The organism is Listeria monocytogenes (assembly GCF_013282665.1).
GTDB lineage: Bacteria > Bacillota > Bacilli > Lactobacillales > Listeriaceae > Listeria > Listeria monocytogenes_C.
On the sequence record NZ_CP054041.1, the window covers coordinates 1380142 to 1401980 of the forward strand.

16 protein-coding genes and 1 rRNA gene are annotated in these 21839 nt (G+C 40.3%); all 17 read left to right on the top strand.

Features of this window, described 5'->3' with window-relative positions; translation table 11 throughout:
- Positions 1-25 precede the first annotated feature (25 nt).
- The 17 genes from pth to HRK21_RS07035 all read left to right on the top strand — a co-directional run bounded on the left by pth (position 26) and on the right by HRK21_RS07035 (position 21715).
- On the top strand, positions 26-586 hold the full coding sequence (gene pth, locus HRK21_RS06955; RefSeq protein ID WP_069887611.1) for an aminoacyl-tRNA hydrolase: 561 nt from the start codon (positions 26-28) through the stop codon (positions 584-586).
- A gap of 114 nt (positions 587-700) precedes the next feature.
- Positions 701-4240, top strand: coding sequence for a transcription-repair coupling factor (gene mfd, locus HRK21_RS06960; protein ID WP_070006415.1), 3540 nt, complete (start codon positions 701-703; stop codon positions 4238-4240).
- A 31-nt stretch (positions 4241-4271) separates the two neighbouring features.
- Positions 4272-5861 (top strand): putative polysaccharide biosynthesis protein, encoded by a 1590-nt coding sequence (locus tag HRK21_RS06965; RefSeq protein ID WP_070006416.1) that lies wholly within the window; start codon positions 4272-4274, stop codon positions 5859-5861.
- Positions 5862-5896: 35 nt separating this feature from the next.
- Positions 5897-6163, top strand: a complete 267-nt coding sequence (locus HRK21_RS06970) for an RNA-binding S4 domain-containing protein (RefSeq protein WP_305143870.1) — start codon at positions 5897-5899, stop codon at positions 6161-6163.
- Positions 6164-6392: 229 nt separating this feature from the next.
- Positions 6393-6779, top strand: a complete 387-nt coding sequence (locus HRK21_RS06975; RefSeq protein WP_003735345.1) for an FtsB family cell division protein — start codon at positions 6393-6395, stop codon at positions 6777-6779.
- A gap of 150 nt (positions 6780-6929) precedes the next feature.
- Entirely contained in the window at positions 6930-7358 is a 429-nt protein-coding gene (locus HRK21_RS06980; protein ID WP_003723740.1) for a S1 domain-containing RNA-binding protein, read from the top strand.
- Between the two features lie 106 nt (positions 7359-7464).
- A complete protein-coding gene (locus HRK21_RS06985) occupies positions 7465-9411 on the top strand; it encodes a bifunctional tRNA lysidine(34) synthetase TilS/hypoxanthine phosphoribosyltransferase HprT (RefSeq protein WP_070006418.1) in 1947 nt (648 codons plus the stop codon).
- 346 nt (positions 9412-9757) lie between these two features.
- Entirely contained in the window at positions 9758-11830 is a 2073-nt protein-coding gene (gene ftsH, locus HRK21_RS06990) for an ATP-dependent zinc metalloprotease FtsH (protein ID WP_003740198.1), read from the top strand.
- Between the two features lie 115 nt (positions 11831-11945).
- A complete protein-coding gene (locus HRK21_RS06995) occupies positions 11946-12725 on the top strand; it encodes a type III pantothenate kinase (RefSeq protein WP_061665613.1) in 780 nt (259 codons plus the stop codon).
- 15 nt (positions 12726-12740) lie between these two features.
- A complete protein-coding gene (gene hslO, locus HRK21_RS07000) occupies positions 12741-13625 on the top strand; it encodes an Hsp33 family molecular chaperone HslO (protein ID WP_070006419.1) in 885 nt (294 codons plus the stop codon).
- A gap of 115 nt (positions 13626-13740) precedes the next feature.
- Positions 13741-14667 carry a cysteine synthase A gene (gene cysK / locus HRK21_RS07005; RefSeq protein ID WP_003725748.1) on the top strand — a complete coding sequence of 309 codons (927 nt, stop codon included), beginning with the start codon at positions 13741-13743 and terminating at the stop codon, positions 14665-14667.
- A gap of 693 nt (positions 14668-15360) precedes the next feature.
- Positions 15361-16176 carry a dihydropteroate synthase gene (gene folP, locus HRK21_RS07010; protein ID WP_077952245.1) on the top strand — a complete coding sequence of 272 codons (816 nt, stop codon included), beginning with the start codon at positions 15361-15363 and terminating at the stop codon, positions 16174-16176.
- 13 nt (positions 16177-16189) lie between these two features.
- Positions 16190-16564 carry a dihydroneopterin aldolase gene (gene folB / locus HRK21_RS07015; RefSeq protein ID WP_003735355.1) on the top strand — a complete coding sequence of 125 codons (375 nt, stop codon included), beginning with the start codon at positions 16190-16192 and terminating at the stop codon, positions 16562-16564.
- Complete coding sequence (gene folK / locus HRK21_RS07020) at positions 16557-17036, top strand: 2-amino-4-hydroxy-6-hydroxymethyldihydropteridine diphosphokinase (protein WP_070006420.1); 480 nt, start codon at positions 16557-16559, stop codon at positions 17034-17036. Before folB ends, folK begins: the two co-directional genes overlap by 8 nt.
- 75 nt (positions 17037-17111) lie before the next feature.
- On the top strand, positions 17112-18107 hold the full coding sequence (gene dusB, locus HRK21_RS07025; RefSeq protein ID WP_070006421.1) for a tRNA dihydrouridine synthase DusB: 996 nt from the start codon (positions 17112-17114) through the stop codon (positions 18105-18107).
- Positions 18108-18221: 114 nt separating this feature from the next.
- Positions 18222-19718, top strand: coding sequence for a lysine--tRNA ligase (gene lysS / locus HRK21_RS07030; protein WP_069887621.1), 1497 nt, complete (start codon positions 18222-18224; stop codon positions 19716-19718).
- A 447-nt stretch (positions 19719-20165) separates the two neighbouring features.
- Positions 20166-21715, top strand: a 16S ribosomal RNA gene (locus HRK21_RS07035).
- Positions 21716-21839 lie beyond the last annotated feature (124 nt).

A 21839-nucleotide genomic window follows, 5' to 3' on the forward strand; every position in this document is an offset into this window, starting at 1 on the left:
TTCGTTCATGTAAGGAGAAGCTTTTATGAAATTAATCGCAGGACTCGGAAATCCGGGCAAAAAATACGAACGTACCCGGCATAATGTCGGTTTTATGGTAGTTGACGAGCTAAGTTTTCGTCATCAAACCCCTTGGAAGAAATCGAAATTTAATGGTATGACAAGCGAAATTAATATCGGCGGAGAAAAAATGATTTTAGTTAAACCGCTCACTTTTATGAATGCTTCTGGTGAGTGTATTCGTCCGCTTATGGATTACTACAACATACCAATTGAAGATGTTGTGATTGTGTATGATGATCTTGATTTACCGGTTGGGAAAATCAGATTGCGCCAAAAAGGTAGTGCTGGTGGACATAATGGGATGAAATCAATTATTCAACACGTTAAAACGCAAGAGTTTAATCGCATTCGTGTTGGTGTTAGTCGTCCGTTAAAAGGAGAAGTCATTCATTATGTCTTGGGAGATTTTCCTAAAGCGGAACAACCTGATATTATCGCAGCAATTCAAAAAAGTGCAGATGCTATCGAAGACTTTGCAAAGACACCATTTATAGAAGTTATGAATAAATACAATCAAAAATAGACAATGACGAGGCGTGGCAATCTTTTTGCCACGTATTTCGGTCTTTCTTCGGACGCGTGATTTACTCTTGCGTTACATAGAATGAATTTTCTGACAAAAAGGAGCTGTTTTCCCTTGAAAGGATTACAACAATTAATATATGAACAAAAAGATATTCGAGCGGTCTTAAAAGCGCTGGATGAAAAAGAAAAAGCACAACTTGTCACGGGGCTTACAGGTTCTTCGCGCGCGTTATTTGCAAGCGTAGTAGAAGGTGCATCAAAGCGGCCGGTTGTATTTGTCACGCACAATTTATACCATGCGCAAAAATTATATGATGATTTACTTTCTTTAATGGATGTCGATCGACTATTTTTATATCCAGCAGATGAACTGATTTCTTCTGAGTTGAGTATCTCTAGTCCAGAACTTCGCGGTCAACGTGTGGAAGCACTCGACTTCTTACTGTCTGGAAAACCGGGAATTGTCATTGTGCCAGTTGCTGGTCTCAGAAAAATGCTTCCACCAGTATCACTTTGGAAACATTTCAACATATCCATTGTAGAGGGAGAAGAAATTGATCCAGATGTACTGCGCCAAAAACTAGTAACAATGGGTTACACAATGAGTGGAATGGTAAATACGCCGGGGGAATTCAGTGTTCGCGGCGGGATTATTGATATTTACCCAATTACAGAAGAATTTCCAATTAGAATAGAACTTTTTGACACCGAAGTAGATTCTCTTCGTTTCTTTGATGTGGAGACACAGCGCTCGACAACTCGCGTGGAAGAATTCCGTTTACTACCTGCAACAGAAATCATTTTAGATCAAAGCTATTACCCGGATATCGTCAAACGCTTAGAAAAGAAAATGACACATACTTTAAGTGAATTGAAAGAAAACGAGGATAAACAAGCACTCGTTGAAAATTTAGAAGAAGACCTTGAAATGCTTCGTTCTGGCGTGAAACCGGACATGTTCTTTAAATATATCGGTCTGGCTTATCCTGATCCAGCCTCCCTTTTTGACTATTTACCAAAAAACACGGCAATTTTGCTTGATGAATTTGGGCGAATTTTAGAAACAGAAGAAAGTTTGGAGCGGGAAGAAGCGGAGTGGCAAACGGAAACGTTAAGTCGAATGGAAACGGTTCGCGACGTGCAAGTAAGTCATTCCTTCAAAAAGCTATTAGAAGGAAATCGCTCGCCGAAAATTTACTTATCCCTTTTCCAAAAACAAATGGCGAGCATGCGCGTTTCGAAAACGACTAACATTGTCTATAAACAAATGCAACAATTCCACGGTCAGATGAACGTGTTGAAAACTGAACTAGAAAGCTGGCATAAGAACAATTATGCGGTCGTTATATTAGCGCCAAACTTAGAACGTGCTGAAAAAATGCAACAAACTTTAGCTGACTATGACATGGAGAGTACGATTTTGAAAAAAGAATCGGACGTTCCAAAATATGGAATGGTTCAATTTGTCATCGGAGCTTTCCAGAACGGTTTTGAACTTCCGCTTGCTAAAGTAGCGATTATTAGTGAAACCGAACTCTTTAATAAAAAAATTAAAAAAGTGAAAAAGCGCCAAAAACTCTCGAATGCAGAACGAATTCAAAGCTACTCTGAGCTCAAAGTGGGCGACTATGTGGTTCACGTTAACCACGGTATCGCTCGTTATGTAGGCATGGAAACGCTAGATATTAACGGCGTACATAAAGATTATTTGCTACTTGTTTACCAAGGTGAAGATAAACTATTTATCCCTGTCGATCAACTTGATTTAGTTCAAAAATATGTCGGCGCAGAAGGTAAATCACCAAGATTAAACAAACTTGGCGGTGCTGAATGGAAACGAGTGAAGAAGAAAGTACAAGCATCAGTCCAAGATATCGCAGACGATTTGATTAAACTATATGCCGAGCGTGAAGCTGAAAAAGGTTATGCGTTTAGCGCGGATGATGAAATGCAACGTGAATTTGAAGAGGCTTTCCCGTATCAAGAGACTGAAGACCAACTGCGCTCGATTTCAGAAATCAAAAAAGATATGGAACGACCGCGCCCAATGGATCGTTTGTTGGTTGGAGATGTTGGTTATGGAAAAACGGAAGTGGCCTTACGAGCTGCTTTCAAAGCGATTATGGATGGCAAACAAGTCGCTTTCTTAGTACCGACTACCATTTTAGCGCAACAGCATTTTGAAACAATGAAAGAACGGTTTCAAGGTTTTCCGATAGAAATCGGACTTTTAAGCCGTTTTCGCACGAAAAAACAACAAACAGAAACATTAAAAGGCATGAAAAACGGCACAGTGGACGTTGTTGTTGGTACCCATCGTTTATTATCAAAAGATGTAGAGTATCAAGATTTAGGCTTATTAATTGTCGACGAAGAACAACGATTCGGCGTAACTCATAAAGAAAAAATTAAACAAATGCGTTCCAAAATAGACGTACTAACACTTACTGCAACACCGATTCCAAGAACTCTACACATGTCTATGCTTGGCGTTCGTGATCTTTCTGTCATTGAAACTCCGCCAGCAAATCGTTTCCCGGTCCAAACATATGTGGCAGAGCAAAATAACGTTTTAGTTCGGGAAGCCATTGAACGTGAACTAGCGCGCGATGGACAAGTTTATTATTTATACAATCGAGTGGAATCTATTACACAAAAAGCAGATGAAATTTCTGCGATGGTTCCTGATGCTCGGGTGGCAACTGCGCATGGTCAAATGGGTGAATCAGAATTAGAAGCTGTTATTTTAAGTTTCCTTGAAGGTGAATTTGATGTGCTTGTAACGACGACCATCATTGAAACCGGCGTAGATATTCCAAACGTTAATACACTGTTCGTTCAAGATGCCGACCGGATGGGTCTCTCGCAACTTTATCAGCTACGCGGGCGGGTAGGACGTTGGAATAGAATCGCCTACGCTTACTTCATGTATCAAAAAGATAAAATATTGCGTGAGGAAGCGGAGAAACGCTTATCGGCTATTAAGGAATTCACTGAATTAGGTTCAGGATTCAAAATAGCGATGCGTGACTTATCCATTCGGGGCGCCGGAAACATTCTTGGTGCGCAACAACACGGCTTTATTGATTCAGTCGGCTTCGATTTATACTCGCAAATGCTCAAAGAAGCAATCGAGGCGAAAAAACCAAAAGAAGAACAAAAACAAATCGTCCCTGTGGAAATTGATATCCAAGCCGATGCCTATATTCCGGAATATTACATTACAGACGGCCGCCAAAAAATTGAGATGTACAAACGCTTCCGCAATATTGAAACGTTAAACGAACTCGAAGATTTACAAAGCGATATGATTGACCGTTTTGGTGAATATCCAGAAGAAGTAGAATATCTATTCACAATGACAGAACTCAAAGTCCATGCACTCGAAGTTGGCATTGAGTCCGTCAAACAAGAACAAAATAAAATTACCATGCTATTTTCAGAAAGTGGAACAGCGGGCATTCGCGGAGATATCGTCATGCAAATCATTGGTGAATTTGGTCGAATGGTCGGCGTAGGTATGGAAGGTACACAACTGAAAATCACGATAAATGTCCAAAATAAACCTTTAAAAGAATGGTTATATCAAGTCAAAAGTTTGGCTGAAAAACTTCGCGGAGCTATGAAAGAAAAAGCATCTACAGAAAATTGATAAGTTATTGAAGGAGAAAGGAGGTGGCGGTATGTCAGAACGTTCCATGAAGCGATTAATGAAAGGAGCGGCATGGCTAACCGCGGCCTCGCTTATTTCTAAAATACTTAGTGCAGTTTACCGAGTACCTTTTCAAAATATGGTGGGCGATGTAGGATTCTATATTTTTCAACAAGTGTATCCAATATACGGAATTGCAATGACACTTGCGCTCGGTGGATTTCCTGTTGTTATTTCCAAAATGTTAGCAGAGGCAGAGGGTGATGTAAGGCGCCAACAAATAATTATGCGTGCTGTTTCAAGGATGTTGCGGATTGTCAGCATTGGCATTTTTGCCTTTTTATTCCTGTTTGCTAATGTGATTGCGATGATGATGGGAGACCCCGCTTTATCAGAATTAATTCGCGTCATTAGTTTTGTTTTTTTACTTATGCCGCAGCTTGCGTTTATGAGGGGCTTCTTTCAAGGAGAAGGAGACATGGTTCCAACCGCAATCTCGCAAACAGTCGAACAAATTATCCGAGTAGCAATTATTTTGATTGGCGCAGGGCTTGCACTTCATTTTAGTCTAGATTTATATGACGCAGGCTCAATGGCGATGAGCGGTGCTTTTTTTGGTGGAGTTGCAGGAATATTTATTTTGCGCCATTTTTACAATAAAAAAGTATCACTTGGGGAAGGACTTCAACCAGCGGTATTTGCAAGTAAAGAAGAAAAAGTAGGCATTGGTCGCGCGTTCTTGCGGCAAAGTGTTGCGATTTGTGTAGTTAGCTCGATGCTGATTTTGTTCCAATTAGTCGATTCCTTTCAAGTCTATCGTTTAATGAGTGAGTCGGGAATTCCGGATTTCATCGCCAAAACGCTAAAGGGAATATACGACCGCGGGCAGCCAATCTTACAATTAGGTTTAGTTATCTCAACTGGACTTGCACTCGCGCTTGTCCCAATGATTACTGCAGCAAGGGTCCAAGGCCAACAAAAAGAACTAAAGCGCTCCGTGCTATTGGCGATTAAGATTACGCTCATTTTGGCAGGTGCAGAAACAGCTGGACTTATCGTCATTATGCGCCCGCTAAACCAAATGCTCTTTCAAACGCCAGACGGCACCTTCGTCTTACAATTATTTATGCCAGCGGTTTTCCTTAGTTCGCTTATCATTATGTTAAGTAGTATCTTACAAGGCTTCGGAAAAATCGCTGTACCCGCAGTTGGCGTTGGTATTGGACTTATTGTAAAATGGATAACGGGGGGCATTCTTATTCCGAAGTTTGCGACAGTCGGTGCATCCGTTTCGACATGTATTGGCTTGCTTGTAGTCCTTATCATTTGTTATGTATCCTTAAAGCAAACAATACGTGTGCCATTCGTTGAAAAGGCGATGTTGCTCCGATTACTTGCTGCCTTAGCGCTAATGGCCGTATTTCCATGTTTATTCGAATGGTTAGCGCCACTGGATACAAGGCTTGGCAGCGCGTTTCAAGCGATAGTCAGCGCTGTAGTTGGCGGAGGTATCTTCCTTGTTTTTGCACTAAGATACAAATTGCTCGGCCCGAAAGATTTTGTTTTCCTTCCGTTTGGTTCCAAATTACTAGCACTTAGTAAACTTGTTGCACGGAAATAATTAATATAAAGTAGGTGGATAAAATGGCAACAACTATGCGATTAGATAAATATTTAAAAGTATCTCGTTTAATTAAAAGACGTACCGTAGCAAAAGAAGTAGCAGAAAAAGGTCGTATTTCTGTAAATGGAGTGACTGCAAAACCAGGAACCAATGTAAAATCTGGAGATGAATTGGTTATTCGCTTCGGTCCTAAAATCGTTACAGCAAAAATCGAACGCCTAGAAGAAAATGCAAAAAAAGAACAAGCAACAGAAATGTACACGATTATTAAAGAAGAACGCACAGAAGAAAGTAGATAAAGAAAAATCGTTTGAAAGGGCATTGTTTAGCCGATTTCAAACGATTTTTTATTTAACCGAAAACCCTACAAACAATTTTTTGTCAAAAAGTCAAGAAAAATATCATAAAATTAGCGGATTCCAATAGACAAATGCCTAATTTATTGATATCATTTTAAGCAAGAAACGTTTTTTTTCTCTACCGAAAATCATAGCCAATAAGCAAATAAGAACATGGGAGGGACGATGTATGAAAAAAGCCGAATCAAAAGTGGCGAGAATAGAAAATCGCTACATAAAAGATACTGCAACAATGAAAAAAACTCGTAGTCGTCGTCGCATTGCCCTGTTTCGTAGACTTGCTTTTATGGCTGTTATCTTTGTTGTTGTAGGTGGACTACTAACCATTACATACACTAAACAAGCACTAACGCTCAAGGAGAAAAAAGCAAAACAAGTGCAAGTAGATAAAAAAATGGTTGCAATGAAAGATGAAGAAGAAGCGCTAAACGAACAAATCAAGAAACTTCATGATGATGATTACATAGCTAAGTTAGCAAGAAGTGAATATTATTTATCCAAAGATGGAGAAATTATTTTTAATATTCCTGAAGAGAATTCGAAACAAAAAGAGTAAGTCAGAGCCGAGCCGTCATTCTCCGTGGTAAATCAAAGGGAAAATATAGTTGAGTATTTTTGGAGTTTGTAAGTTTGACTGTTTGACACTCTTTTTATTATAGCTATAATTAAGCAATAGAGTGATATTTTAAGGAGGACGCATTTTTTTATGTCGATCGAAGTAGGCAACAAGTTACAAGGGAAAGTTACTGGGATTACTAATTTTGGAGCATTTGTGGAGCTAGAAGGTGGCAAAACAGGCTTAGTTCATATTAGTGAGGTTGCAGATAACTATGTTAAAGACATTAATGACATCTTAACTGTAGGGGATGAAGTTACTGTCAAAGTAATGAATATTGGTGATGATGGTAAGATTGGTCTGTCCATTCGTAAAGCAGTAGATCGTCCGGACCGCCCAGAGAAAAGTTACGATCGTAAGCCGAAATACAACAAAAAACCCGCTGGGAACTATGTAAAACCAGCCGAGAGCTTTGAAGATATAATGTCTAAATTCTTGAAAGATAGTGATGAAAGACTCACTACTATCAAACGTCAAACAGAATCTAAACGTGGCGGCCGAGGAGCAAAACGCGGCTAATACGCTAAAATTAATTGTAAAGTAGATGCACCGTATTGGATCATTAATACGGTGCACTTTTTAATAAAAAATGTGAGAGCCGAATTTTGAAGGAAGGTTTTCTTGAATGGATGACACCGAAAAACGAGTACATAAGTATATCAAGAAACATGATTTAATCCGATCCGATGATAAATTGCTTGTGGCAGTTTCTGGCGGCCCGGATTCTTTGGCGTTACTGCATTTTTTATGGAATTCAGATTTAGTCCAAAAAGAAGCGATTTACGTCGCGCATTTAAATCACCATTTAAGAGAAAATGCAACGAACGAACAAAACGTCGTCGAAACTTTTTGCGAGAGGCATGGCATTCCCCTTTACATAGAAGAAGTAGACATAAAAAGTCGAGCTGAGAGTTTGCAAAAAGGTATCGAGGAAACAGCACGCATTGTCAGGTATGATTTTTTTGAGAAAGTAATGGCTGAGAAAAACATAAATAAATTGGCGCTCGCACACCATGCAGATGACCAAATTGAAACGATCTTAATGCGACTAGTTCGTGGTAGTGCTAGTATCGGCTGGTCTGGCATACAGCCAAAACGTGAGGTAAAAGGAGGATATGCGATTCGCCCCTTTTTACCAATTACAAAAGCCGAAATTATTGCTTACGCGCAGAAACACGAATTAGCATACGAAATTGATGAATCAAATGCTAGTCAAGAATACACAAGAAATCGTTACAGGGCACAACTTTTACCGTTTTTAAAACAAGAAAACCCAGCTGTCTACGCACACTTCGAAAGATTTTCAGAAGAAACAAGCGAAGACTTCCGATTTTTGGAGGCACTTGCAAGTGATTTATTGAATAAAAACCTCATCAAAAACGGCAAACAGACAACGCTTTTACTTACTAGCTTTAAAAATGAAGCGAATCCTTTACAACGCCGCGCAATTCATTTACTATTGAGATATCTGTACAATGAAGATGCCAGTTTTATTACGGTAAATCACATATATCAGATTATCCAAATGATTCAAAGCGACAATCCGTCTAGTTCAATTGACTTACCAAATAAACTCATAGTCAATAGAGCATATGAAGAGCTCCATTTTCAATTTGGTGAAAGACAAGCTCCTTCTGAGTTTTATCATCAATTAGAACTAAACGACCGCATTGAATTAGATAGTAAATCGAGCATCCGTTTAAAGTTAAAAAGTTCCGTTGTTCAAACAAATGGGCTAAATGGAATGCTACTGGATGCTGAAGAAATAACACTTCCTTTAATTGTTCGAAATCGTGTGAACGGCGACAGAATGACGATGAAAGGACAAGCAGGTAGTAAGAAACTTAAAGATATTTTCATCGATGCCAAAATACCAAGGCAAGAACGCGACCAACTGCCGGTGATAACAGACTATACTGGAAAAATCCTTTGGGTTCCCGGTGTGAAGAAGTCTGCATATGACCGAGAATTTAGTCGCAGCAAAAAGCAATACATTATTAGGTACACTCGAAATATAGGAGGAAACGAGAGCATGCATAATGATATTCAGAAAGTGCTGATATCTGAGGACGAATTACAAGAGAAAATTCGTGAACTAGGTCGTGAGTTAACAACAGAATATGAAGGACGTAACCCATTAGTAGTTGGGGTATTAAAAGGTGCAACTCCTTTTATGACTGATTTACTTAAAAGAGTAGACACATACTTAGAAATGGACTTCATGGACGTATCCAGTTATGGAAATGGTACCGTATCATCGGGTGAGGTAAAAATCATTAAAGACCTTAATGCATCAGTAGAAGGTCGCGATGTACTTGTTATTGAAGATATCATTGATAGCGGGCGTACACTTAGTTATCTAGTAGACCTAATCAAATACCGCAAAGCAAAATCAGTTAAGTTGGTTACTTTGCTTGATAAACCAGCTGGACGTAATGTAGAAATTGAAGCGGATTATGTAGGCTTTGTCGTACCAAATGAATTCGTCGTTGGATATGGTTTGGATTATGCAGAACGTTACCGCAACCTACCATATATTGGCATTTTAAAACCAGAAATTTACAGCGAGTGAAATTAATTAACAAACAGAACTATATTTTGTTAAAATGTAATAGATAACTTTTCAGAAAACGAAAACAAAAAATTCATGTCAAACATGCAAAATAGTGGGCAATCGAGATTCGGTATGCTATCATTAGTCTTAGTTTTCGAAGGTGAAAATAGTATCAATAAATATTAAAAAATCTATATTAATAATAGAATAACTTCGTAAGAGAAAAGCGAAACGGATATGTTTTTTTAATAATCAGGGGAAGAAACATTATTTCTAAATCTGCTATTAGTCAAAAACAACTTTTAAAGGGGTAAAAGTCCAGAGAAAGTAAGAATCCAAGCTCTTGCGTGGGAGGAGGTAAGGAATGAACAGGTTTTTTAGAAATGCGATATTTTATGTCATAATATTCCTTGTTATTATCGGGATTGTTGCTTCATTTAACTCAAACAAAGAGGCAGCCAAAGATATTAGCTATTCAGAATTTGTGAGTAAGTTAGAAGATGGTAAAGTTAAATCCGTATCAATACAGCCTGACCGTAGTGTTTATACAATCGAAGGTGAGTTTAAATCAAGCGATAAAAGCTCCGACGACAAAAAAACCGGTCTTGGCCAAAGTAAAACAAGCAGCACTGCTTTCACAACATACGCTTTAAACAGCGATACTTCACTAGGCGATTTGCAAAAAACGCTTGATAAAGAAGACGTGAAAACAACAATAGTACCTGCCAAACAAAACAGCGGTTGGGTTACATTCCTAACTTCTATTGTACCTTTTGTAATTATCTTCATCCTCTTCTTCTTCCTAATGAGCCAGTCTCAAGGTGGCGGTGGCGGTAAAGTAATGAGCTTTGGTAAAAGCAAAGCCAAACTTTACAACGACGACAAGAAGAAAGTTCGCTTCACAGATGTAGCTGGAGCAGACGAGGAAAAACAAGAACTTGTTGAAGTAGTAGAATTCCTAAAAGATCCGCGCAAATTTGCGGACCTTGGCGCACGTATTCCGAAAGGTGTCCTTTTAGTGGGGCCTCCGGGTACTGGTAAAACCTTGCTAGCTCGTGCAGTTGCCGGTGAAGCAGGCGTGCCATTCTTCTCTATCTCGGGTTCAGACTTTGTAGAAATGTTTGTCGGTGTCGGTGCAAGCCGTGTCCGTGACTTATTCGAAAATGCGAAGAAAAATGCACCATGTATCATTTTCATTGATGAAATTGATGCAGTTGGTCGTCAACGTGGAGCAGGAATGGGCGGCGGTCATGATGAACGTGAACAAACCCTAAACCAATTACTAGTTGAAATGGATGGTTTTGGCGGCAATGAAGGTATCATCATTATTGCAGCAACTAACCGTGCAGACGTACTTGACCCAGCACTTCTTCGTCCAGGCCGTTTTGACCGTCAAATTATGGTTGATCGTCCAGACGTAAAAGGCCGTGAAGCAGTACTTCGCGTTCATGCTCGTAACAAACCACTTGCTAAAAGTGTTGATTTAAAAGCAATCGCTCAACGTACACCGGGATTCTCTGGTGCCGATTTAGAAAACTTACTGAATGAAGCTGCACTTGTTGCCGCACGTTCCGATAAGAAAGAAATAGATATGAGTGACCTCGATGAAGCTAGTGACCGCGTAATTGCTGGACCGGCTAAGAAAAATCGAGTTATCTCTGAAAAAGAACGCCGCACAGTCGCGTATCATGAAGGTGGTCACGTTATCGTCGGAATGGTACTTGATGAAGCGGAAGTTGTGCATAAAGTTACCATTGTTCCTCGTGGACAAGCTGGTGGTTATGCCGTAATGTTACCAAAAGAAGATCGCTTCCTTATGACAAAAGCTGAGTTAATGGACCGTATCACAGGTTTGCTTGGTGGACGCGTAGCCGAAGAAGTTACTTTTGGTGAAGTAACAACTGGTGCAAGTAATGACTTTGAACGTGCAACCGAACTTGCTCGCCGCATGGTAACTGAATGGGGTATGAGTGACAAGATTGGCCCACTTCAATTCACTTCTGGTAACGGTCAAGTATTTATGGGCCGCGATTTCGGCAGCGACAAAGGTTATTCCGATAAAATCGCTTACGAAATTGACACAGAAGTTCAAAGCTTAATCCGCTACTGTTATGACCGCGCTAAAACAATCATTACAGAACACCAAGAGCAACATAAACTTATCGCGGAAACATTACTAAAAGTAGAAACATTAGATGCTCGCCAAATTCGTTCTCTATTTGATGACGGTGTAATGCCTCCAGATATCGATACGATTGACGTAGAAGCAGAATATCCTTCCGAAAAAGACGAAGAGCCAGTAGGTAAATCTTTTGAAGAAGAAAAAGAAGACTTGAAAGAAGAAAAAGTCGAAGAAACAAAAGAAGAGCCAAAAGAAGTGACTTCGGAAGATGCTCCAAACATTGAGCAAACACCAAACGATAAAAAAGACGAATAAAATCAAAGAGGCTGGGCTTTCCCAGTCTCTTTTTTGAAGCTATATTATTCGGATTTTCCTATAAAACATGTTATGATACGTTAGAAAAATCTTCTAAAGGACGGTATTTAAACTTATGATACTTGTAATTGACGTTGGAAATACTAACTGTACTGTCGGAGTTTATGAAAAACAAAAACTTCTAAAACATTGGCGCATGACAACAGATCGTCACCGTACATCCGATGAATTAGGAATGACAGTCTTGAACTTTTTTTCTTATGCGAATTTAACTCCTTCTGATATTCAAGGAATTATTATTTCGTCCGTTGTTCCACCAATTATGCACGCAATGGAAACAATGTGTGTACGCTATTTTAATATCCGACCACTAATCGTTGGTCCAGGAATAAAAACTGGCTTAAATCTCAAAGTCGATAATCCTCGCGAAATCGGATCTGACCGAATTGTAAACGCCGTAGCAGCGTCAGAAGAATACGGTACACCGGTTATCGTAGTTGATTTTGGCACAGCGACTACATTTTGCTATATCGATGAATCAGGCGTGTACCAAGGTGGCGCTATTGCCCCAGGAATTATGATTTCGACCGAAGCCCTATACAACCGCGCTGCTAAACTTCCGCGCGTAGATATTGCTGAATCAAATCAAATCATCGGCAAATCTACCGTGGCCTCCATGCAAGCGGGCATCTTTTATGGCTTCGTCGGCCAGTGCGAAGGGATTATTGCAGAAATGAAAAAACAATCCAACGCAAGCCCAGTAGTAGTTGCAACAGGCGGGCTCGCTCGGATGATAACAGAAAAATCTTCCGCAGTAGACATTTTAGATCCATTTTTAACATTAAAAGGTCTAGAACTTCTATATAGAAGAAACAAACCAACTACAGAAAAATAAAAGGAGTTTTATATAATGAATGATTATTTAGTTAAAGCGTTAGCCTACGATGGCATGGCGCGTGTATATGCAGCAGTAACAACTGAAACAATCAAAGAAGCTCAAAGAAGACATGATACATGGTCCGTCTCATCCGCCGCACTTGGTAGAACGATGACAGGAACACTTTTCCTTGGAGCGATGCAAAAAGAAGACCAAAAAATAACTGTAAAAATCGAAGGCGACGGTCCAATCGGTCCAATCGTAGCTGATAGTAATGCGCAAGGTCAAATCAGAGGATACGTAACAAATCCACACGTTCATTTCAGTGAACTAAATGAAGTTGGAAAACTAGACGTCTGCCGCGGTGTTGGAACATCCGGAATGCTTTCAGTTGTAAAAGATTTAGGCTTTGGTGAAAATTTCACCGGACAAACACCAATTGTTTCAGGCGAAATTGGCGAAGATTTTACGTATTACCTAGCGACATCTGAACAAATCAATTCCTCTGTTGGTGTAGGGGTGCTTGTTAACCCAGATGATACAATCGAAGCAGCTGGTGGATTCATGTTGCAGCTACTTCCTGGTGCGACAGATGAAATCATTGATGAAATCGAAAAAAATCTGACGGCTCTACCAACAGTTTCTAGAATGATTGAAGCGGGCGAAACTCCTGAATCTATTCTAGCTAAACTTGCAGGTGGCGAAGATAAACTACAAATCTTAGAAAAAATTCCCGTTTCCTTTGAATGTAACTGCTCCAAAGAACGTTTTGGTAGTGTAATAATTTCACTTGGAAAAGAAGAAATTCGTTCGATGATAGAAGAGGATCACGGCGCAGAAGCAGAATGTCATTTTTGCCGTAACACCTATGATTTCTCAGAAGAAGAATTAGAAAAACTATACGAAGAAGCAAAATAAATAAAAAGGAGCGCCTAATGGGTTGCTCCTTTTTAAAAGAGGTTAAACTTGACAAAACAGGTCGGAATTAATTAAACTAAATGAAAGACCTAAAATAGATAGGAGTGCTTTAATAATGACAATTGCAAATTCAATCACTGATTTAATTGGAAAGACACCTATTGTGAAACTTAATCGTTTACCAGAAGCAGGAAGCGCTGATGTATACGTAAAATTAGAATTCCAAAATCCAGGTGGCAGCGTAAAAGACCGTATTGCTAACGCTATGATCGAAAGCGCTGAAAAATCTGGTGCATTAAAACCAGGCGACACAATTATTGAGCCAACTAGTGGGAATACTGGTATCGGCCTAGCAATGGTAGCAGCAGCAAAAGGCTACCAAGCAATCTTCGTAATGCCGGAAACAATGAGCTTAGAACGTCGCAAATTACTTCAAGCTTACGGTGCAAAATTAGTTTTAACACCGGGACCAGACGGCATGAAAGGCGCAATTGCTAAAGCGGAAGAACTTGCAAAAGAAAATAACTATTTTGTTCCACAACAATTCCACAACCCAGCAAACCCAGCTGTCCATGAAGAAACAACTGGACCAGAAATCGTTGAAGCTTTCGGTAAAGATGGCTTAGATGCTTTCATCGCAGGAGTTGGAACAGGCGGAACAGTAACTGGTGTAGGACATGTACTGAAAAAGAACTATCCAGATGTTAAAATCTATGCTCTTGAGCCAGAAGAATCCCCAGTACTTAGCGGAGGTTCTCCATCACCTCATAAAATCCAAGGTATCGGCGCTGGCTTCGTACCAGACACATTAGATACAAAAGTTTATGATGGTATTTTAAAAGTTTCAAGTGAAGATGCGTTAGAAACAGCACGCGAAGTAGCGAAAAAAGAAGGTATCTTAGTAGGTATTTCTTCTGGCGCAACTGTTAAAGCAGCTCTAGACCTTGCAAAAGAACTTGGTGCAGGCAAAAAAGTACTTGCAATCGTTGCAAGTAATGGTGAACGCTATTTAAGTACACCACTTTATAATTTTGAAGATTAATAAACTGGAGCCTAGATTTTCTAGGCTCTTTTTTTATGAAAAGAATTAAATGTATTTCTTACTATTTTCTAATCAAACGCACAGCGGAAATTTTCTTTTCTTAGTTAATATATAATCATAAGCTAACAACAAGCAAAACATTTTCATTCTTTCCCCTTTTAGAGTGAAAATCCCAAACTCCCTTTTTGACCAGTGTGGTTTACTCCCTTTTTCCACACTGGTTTTTTAATGCCCAAAAATGAAAAGAAAAACCGAAAAATCTCATGAAACTTTAACAAAAATCACAGCATATCCACCAAAAACTCGGTTAATATATAGTCATAAGCTAACAACAAGCAAAACATTTTCATTCTTTCCCCTTTTTAGAATGAAAATCCCAAACTCCCTTTTTGACCAGTGTGGTTTACTCCCTTTTTCCACACTGGTTTTTTTGATGCCTAAAAATGAAAAGAAAAACGGAGAAATCTCATGGAACTTTAACAAAAATCACAGCATATCCACCAAAAACTTGGTTAATATATAGTCATAAGCTAACAACAAGCAAAACATTTTCATTCTTCTCCCCCCTTTAGAATGAAGATCCCAAACTCCCTTTTTGACCGATGCGGTTTACTCCCTTTTCCGCATCGGTTTTTTTGTGCGCTAAAATCACTGAATTCTGCTATAATAAATCTCGGAAAGAGGTGTTTGTGCTTGAAGAAGTGGAAAAGAGATCACCTAGGGATGGTCATGGGAATATTGAATGTTACGCCAGATTCTTTTTCGGATGGTGGAAAATATATGCAAGTAGAAGAAGCGGTGGCTCGAGCTTTGCGAATGGCAGAAGATGGAGCGGCGATTATTGACGTTGGCGGAATATCTACTCGTCCTGGTTTTACAGAAGTAACGCCTGAGGAAGAACTTACCCGAATTATTCCTGTTATTAAAGCTGTTAGGGCGAAACTTCCGGATATATGGATTTCTGTTGATACTTGGCGCGCCGAAGTAGCTGAAAAAGCTATTTTAGCAGGAGCAAATATGATAAATGATCAATGGGGCGCAAAAAAAGAACCGAAAATTGCGGAAGTGGCTGCGAAATACAACGTACCGATTTGTCTGATGCATAACCGCGAAAATAAACAATATGATAATTTTCTGGAAGATGTAAAGAAAGATTTATTAGAAAGTGTTGCAATTGCTAAAGCGGCATCCGTGCCAGATGAACACATTATTCTAGATCCGGGTTTCGGTTTTGTTAAAACGCCTGCGCAGAATTTGGAGGTATTACGACGCATTGATGAGATAGTGGAACTTGGTTACGAGGTTTTACTTGGTACGAGTAGAAAGTCAACAATTGGTCTCGTCTTAGGAACTACTCCAGAGGATAGAATGGAGGGAACTGGAGCGACAACGGTATATGGATTTTCGAAAGGTTGCACCATTACTCGTGTACACGATGTGCTTCCAATTGCGCGCATGGTAAGAATGACGGATGCGATTACTGGCAAATTAGATATTACAAAATTATAAAGAGGTGCTTTAGTTGGATAAAATTTATTTAAATGAATTAGTGTTTTACGGATATCACGGAGTTTTAGCGGAAGAAACGAAATTAGGGCAAACGTTTAGAGTATCGCTTATTCTCGGTCTTTCTACTAAAAAAGCAGGAGTTTCGGACAGCGTAGACGACACAGTCAGCTATGCAGAGGTTTATGAAACAGTAAAAGAAATAGTGGAAGGAACGCCATTTAAATTAATCGAGGCACTTGCCGAAAAAATTGCAACGGAAGTTTTAACTGGTTATCCTCTATTAGAAGAAGTGACTGTAAAACTTATTAAACCCAATCCTCCCATTCCGGGACATTATGATTCTGTTGCAGTAGAAATTGAACGTAAAAGAAGTGATTTGAATGGCTAAAGCATTTCTATCAATTGGTACCAACATTGGCGAACGTTTAGAAAATTTAAATGATGCATTAAGTGGTTTAGCCGCTTCAGATCAAATTAAAATTACCAATGTATCTAGCGTATACGAAACAGACGCAGTAGGTTACGAAGATCAAGCAGCATTTTTAAATATCGCTGTAGAAATTGAAACAGATTTTTCGCCAGTTGATTTACTAGATTTTTGCCTCGCGCTCGAACTTGAATTGGGGCGAGTTCGATTGTTTAAGTGGGGGCCAAGACTCATTGATATTGATGTTTTATTATATGATGATGTTAAAATCGATACAGAAAAGCTAAAAATACCACATCCTTATATGAAAGAACGCGCTTTTGTGTTGATTCCACTCATAGAGATTTCACCAGAAAAAAGCAATCTTGTAGAGGATCCAGCCATTTTGGAAGAACAAGGCGTTCGGAAAATAAAAAATCAAGTCAACTGGTAAAATTGGCACTTGCAGAAAAAACTGATTATGATAACATATCACTAGCGCAATTTAAGAGGAAGGGGTTTACCATTAATGTTTAAAATAGGTAACGTAGAAATTAAAAACCAAGTAGTTGTGGCACCAATGGCCGGTATATCCAATTCCGCATTTCGTCTAACAGTCAAAGAATTCGGAGCAGGTCTTGTATGCTGTGAAATGATTAGTGACAAAGGAATCGCATACCGTAATGCTAAAACGCTTGATATGCTATATATTGATGAAAAAGAAAAACCGCTGAGCTTACAAATTTTTGGTGGTGAGAAAGAAACGCTTGTAGAAGCTGCGAAATTCGTAGCTGAAAATACAACAGCAGATATTATTGACATTAATATGGGTTGTCCGGTAAATAAAATCATTAAATGTGAAGCTGGAGCGAAATGGCTGCTTGATCCAAATAAAGTGTATGATATGGTAGCGGCTGTTGTCGATGCTGTAGATAAACCAGTAACAGTGAAAATGCGTATTGGCTGGGACGAAGAGCATGTCTTCGCTATTGAAAATGCGCTTGCAGCTGAACGCGCCGGAGCTGCTGCTGTTGCGATGCACGGTCGGACTCGTGTGCAAATGTACGAAGGTAGCGCGAACTGGGATGTACTTAGAGACGTAAAACGCGAACTTAAAATCCCGTTCATGGCTAATGGCGATGTCAAAACACCTGAAGACGCAAAAAGAATTTTAGAACATACTGGCGCTGATGGCGTAATGATTGGCCGCGCTGCTCTTGGGAATCCGTGGATGATTTACCGTACTGTGAAATTCTTAGAAACAGGCGAACTTCTTCCAGAACCAGAACCACGCGAAAAAATGCAAACTGCCATGCTTCATCTAAATCGCTTAGTTGAGTTAAAAGGTGAAAACATCGCTGTTCGGGAATTCAGACAACATGCGGCATACTACCTAAAAGGTGCTAGGGGAAGTACGCGCGCCAAAGTAGCTGCTAACCAAGCGACAAAGCAATCAGAAATGGAAGCAATTTTAAATGAATTTGTTCTTCAATATGAAGAAAAAGCATTAGCAAAACAAGACTAATTAGGGTTGCCTCGAGATTTCGGGGCAATTTTTAAATTTATACTAGAAAAACCAGACCAAAAAAGCGTATAATGGAAACATCTGTAGAAATGAATAGAATAGGAGTGTACCTATATGAGTAACGAGAATCATGAAGAACTAAATGACCAACTCATCGTCCGTCGCGAAAAAGTGGACACATTACGCGAAGAAGGCATAGATCCTTTTGGCGAAAAATTCATCCGTTCCATCAGCCCGGAAGAAATTGAAACAAAATTCGCTGATAAATCAAAAGAAGAACTTGAAGAAGATGCTATTGAAGTTTCTGTAGCAGGACGTATTATGACGAAACGTGTAAAAGGTAAAGTAGGTTTCACGCATATTCAAGACCGTTTCCATCAATTGCAAATTTATATCCGCAAAGATGCCATTGGCGAAGATGCATATGCAGTTTTCAAATTAGCAGACTTAGGCGACATTATTGGTATAAAAGGAACTATTTTCCGTACCAATACAGGTGAGCTTTCCGTTAAAGCAACAGAGTTCACGCTATTATCTAAATCATTACGTCCGCTTCCTGATAAATACCATGGCTTAAAAGACGTAGAACAACGCTATCGCCAACGCTACTTAGATTTAATCACCAACGAAGAAAGTCAAAACCGCTTCGTAATGCGTAGTAAAATTTTGAAATACACCCGTGATTACATGGATAGCCAAGGTTTCTTGGAAGTCGAAACACCAGTACTTCACACGATTGCAGGTGGGGCTGCTGCGAAACCATTCATTACACACCATAACGCACTTGATATGGAACTATACTTACGCATTGCATTAGAACTTCATCTGAAACGCCTAATTGTCGGCGGGATGGACAAAGTATATGAAATCGGTCGTGTTTTCCGTAATGAAGGAACATCCACACGACACAACCCTGAATTTACAATGTTAGAATCTTATGCAGCGTATGAAGATTACGAAGATGTTATGAACCTAGTAGAAGGTTTAGTATCTACAGTATGTAAACAAGTAAATGGAACAACTGAAATAACATACGGCGAATACAAAGTAGATTTAACTCCGAACTGGCGCCGTATCCACATGGCAGACGCGGTAAAAGAATATGTAGGTGTAGATTTCTGGAACGTAACTTCTGACGAGGAAGCGCGCGAACTAGCTAAAAAACATGATGTACCAGTAACGGAACATATGACATATGGACACATCCTAAATGAGTTTTTTGAAACACATGTAGAAGAAAAACTTATTCAACCAACATTTGTTTACGGGCACCCAGTAGAGATTTCTCCATTAGCGAAGAAAAACAAAGATGATGAACGTTTCACTGACCGCTTTGAACTGTTTATCGTTGGTCGCGAACATGCAAATGCATTTTCAGAGTTAAATGATCCTATCGATCAAAGAGAACGTTTTGAAGCACAAATGAAAGAACGTGAACAAGGAAATGATGAAGCGCACGGAATGGATGCGGACTTCCTTGAAGCGTTAGAATATGGTCTACCGCCAACTGGTGGGCTTGGGATAGGTATAGATCGCTTGGTAATGCTATTAACAAACGCCCCATCTATTCGTGATATTCTATTATTCCCAACCATGAAACACCGCGATTAACCAAAAAACCAGAACCGATTATGTTGGTTCTGGTTTTTGATATTTTCTTAGAAAAAAACAAATTTGCCAAAGAGAAACTTTTTCATAAAATATGCTTGCAATACCCATAAAAACATGATATATTTATAAACGTTCCAGTTAAACAAATGCAAAATGTTCTTCAAGAAATTAAATTTTTTTGAAAAAACATCTTGACTTTGATGCTGGGATAGAGTAAGATATAAGAGTTGCTGCTAAAGGCGGCGAAAAAGAAAAAGTGACCTTTGAAAACTGAACAAAAAAGAAGACGAAAAGCAATGAGACGTAAAGTCTCACTGGTAATCGCAGGGCAGAAAACAGAAAGCTGTTTTCAACAAAACAAACTAGTAATTTAATTGCTAGCGAAGTCAATTTGACGCAAGGGATCTTATTCACGGTGTTGAATAAGTATTCAAATTCAATTTATATTTTAAAGAGAGTTTGATCCTGGCTCAGGACGAACGCTGGCGGCGTGCCTAATACATGCAAGTCGAACGAACGGAGGAAGAGCTTGCTCTTCCAAAGTTAGTGGCGGACGGGTGAGTAACACGTGGGCAACCTGCCTGTAAGTTGGGGATAACTCCGGGAAACCGGGGCTAATACCGAATGATAAGATGTGGCGCATGCCACGCCTTTGAAAGATGGTTTCGGCTATCGCTTACAGATGGGCCCGCGGTGCATTAGCTAGTTGGTAGGGTAATGGCCTACCAAGGCAACGATGCATAGCCGACCTGAGAGGGTGATCGGCCACACTGGGACTGAGACACGGCCCAGACTCCTACGGGAGGCAGCAGTAGGGAATCTTCCGCAATGGACGAAAGTCTGACGGAGCAACGCCGCGTGTATGAAGAAGGTTTTCGGATCGTAAAGTACTGTTGTTAGAGAAGAACAAGGATAAGAGTAACTGCTTGTCCCTTGACGGTATCTAACCAGAAAGCCACGGCTAACTACGTGCCAGCAGCCGCGGTAATACGTAGGTGGCAAGCGTTGTCCGGATTTATTGGGCGTAAAGCGCGCGCAGGCGGTCTTTTAAGTCTGATGTGAAAGCCCCCGGCTTAACCGGGGAGGGTCATTGGAAACTGGAAGACTGGAGTGCAGAAGAGGAGAGTGGAATTCCACGTGTAGCGGTGAAATGCGTAGATATGTGGAGGAACACCAGTGGCGAAGGCGACTCTCTGGTCTGTAACTGACGCTGAGGCGCGAAAGCGTGGGGAGCAAACAGGATTAGATACCCTGGTAGTCCACGCCGTAAACGATGAGTGCTAAGTGTTAGGGGGTTTCCGCCCCTTAGTGCTGCAGCTAACGCATTAAGCACTCCGCCTGGGGAGTACGACCGCAAGGTTGAAACTCAAAGGAATTGACGGGGGCCCGCACAAGCGGTGGAGCATGTGGTTTAATTCGAAGCAACGCGAAGAACCTTACCAGGTCTTGACATCCTTTGACCACTCTGGAAACAGAGCTTTCCCTTCGGGGACAAAGTGACAGGTGGTGCATGGTTGTCGTCAGCTCGTGTCGTGAGATGTTGGGTTAAGTCCCGCAACGAGCGCAACCCTTGATTTTAGTTGCCAGCATTTAGTTGGGCACTCTAAAGTGACTGCCGGTGCAAGCCGGAGGAAGGTGGGGATGACGTCAAATCATCATGCCCCTTATGACCTGGGCTACACACGTGCTACAATGGATAGTACAAAGGGTCGCGAAGCCGCGAGGTGGAGCTAATCCCATAAAACTATTCTCAGTTCGGATTGTAGGCTGCAACTCGCCTACATGAAGCCGGAATCGCTAGTAATCGTGGATCAGCATGCCACGGTGAATACGTTCCCGGGCCTTGTACACACCGCCCGTCACACCACGAGAGTTTGTAACACCCGAAGTCGGTAGGGTAACCTTTATGGAGCCAGCCGCCGAAGGTGGGACAGATAATTGGGGTGAAGTCGTAACAAGGTAGCCGTATCGGAAGGTGCGGCTGGATCACCTCCTTTCTAAGGAAAAGGAAACCTGTGTGTTTTCGTTCTTCTACATTTGTTCAGTTTTGAGAGGTTAGTACTTCTCAGTATGTTTGTTCTTTGAAAACTAGATAAGAAAGTTAGTAAAGTTAGCATAGAT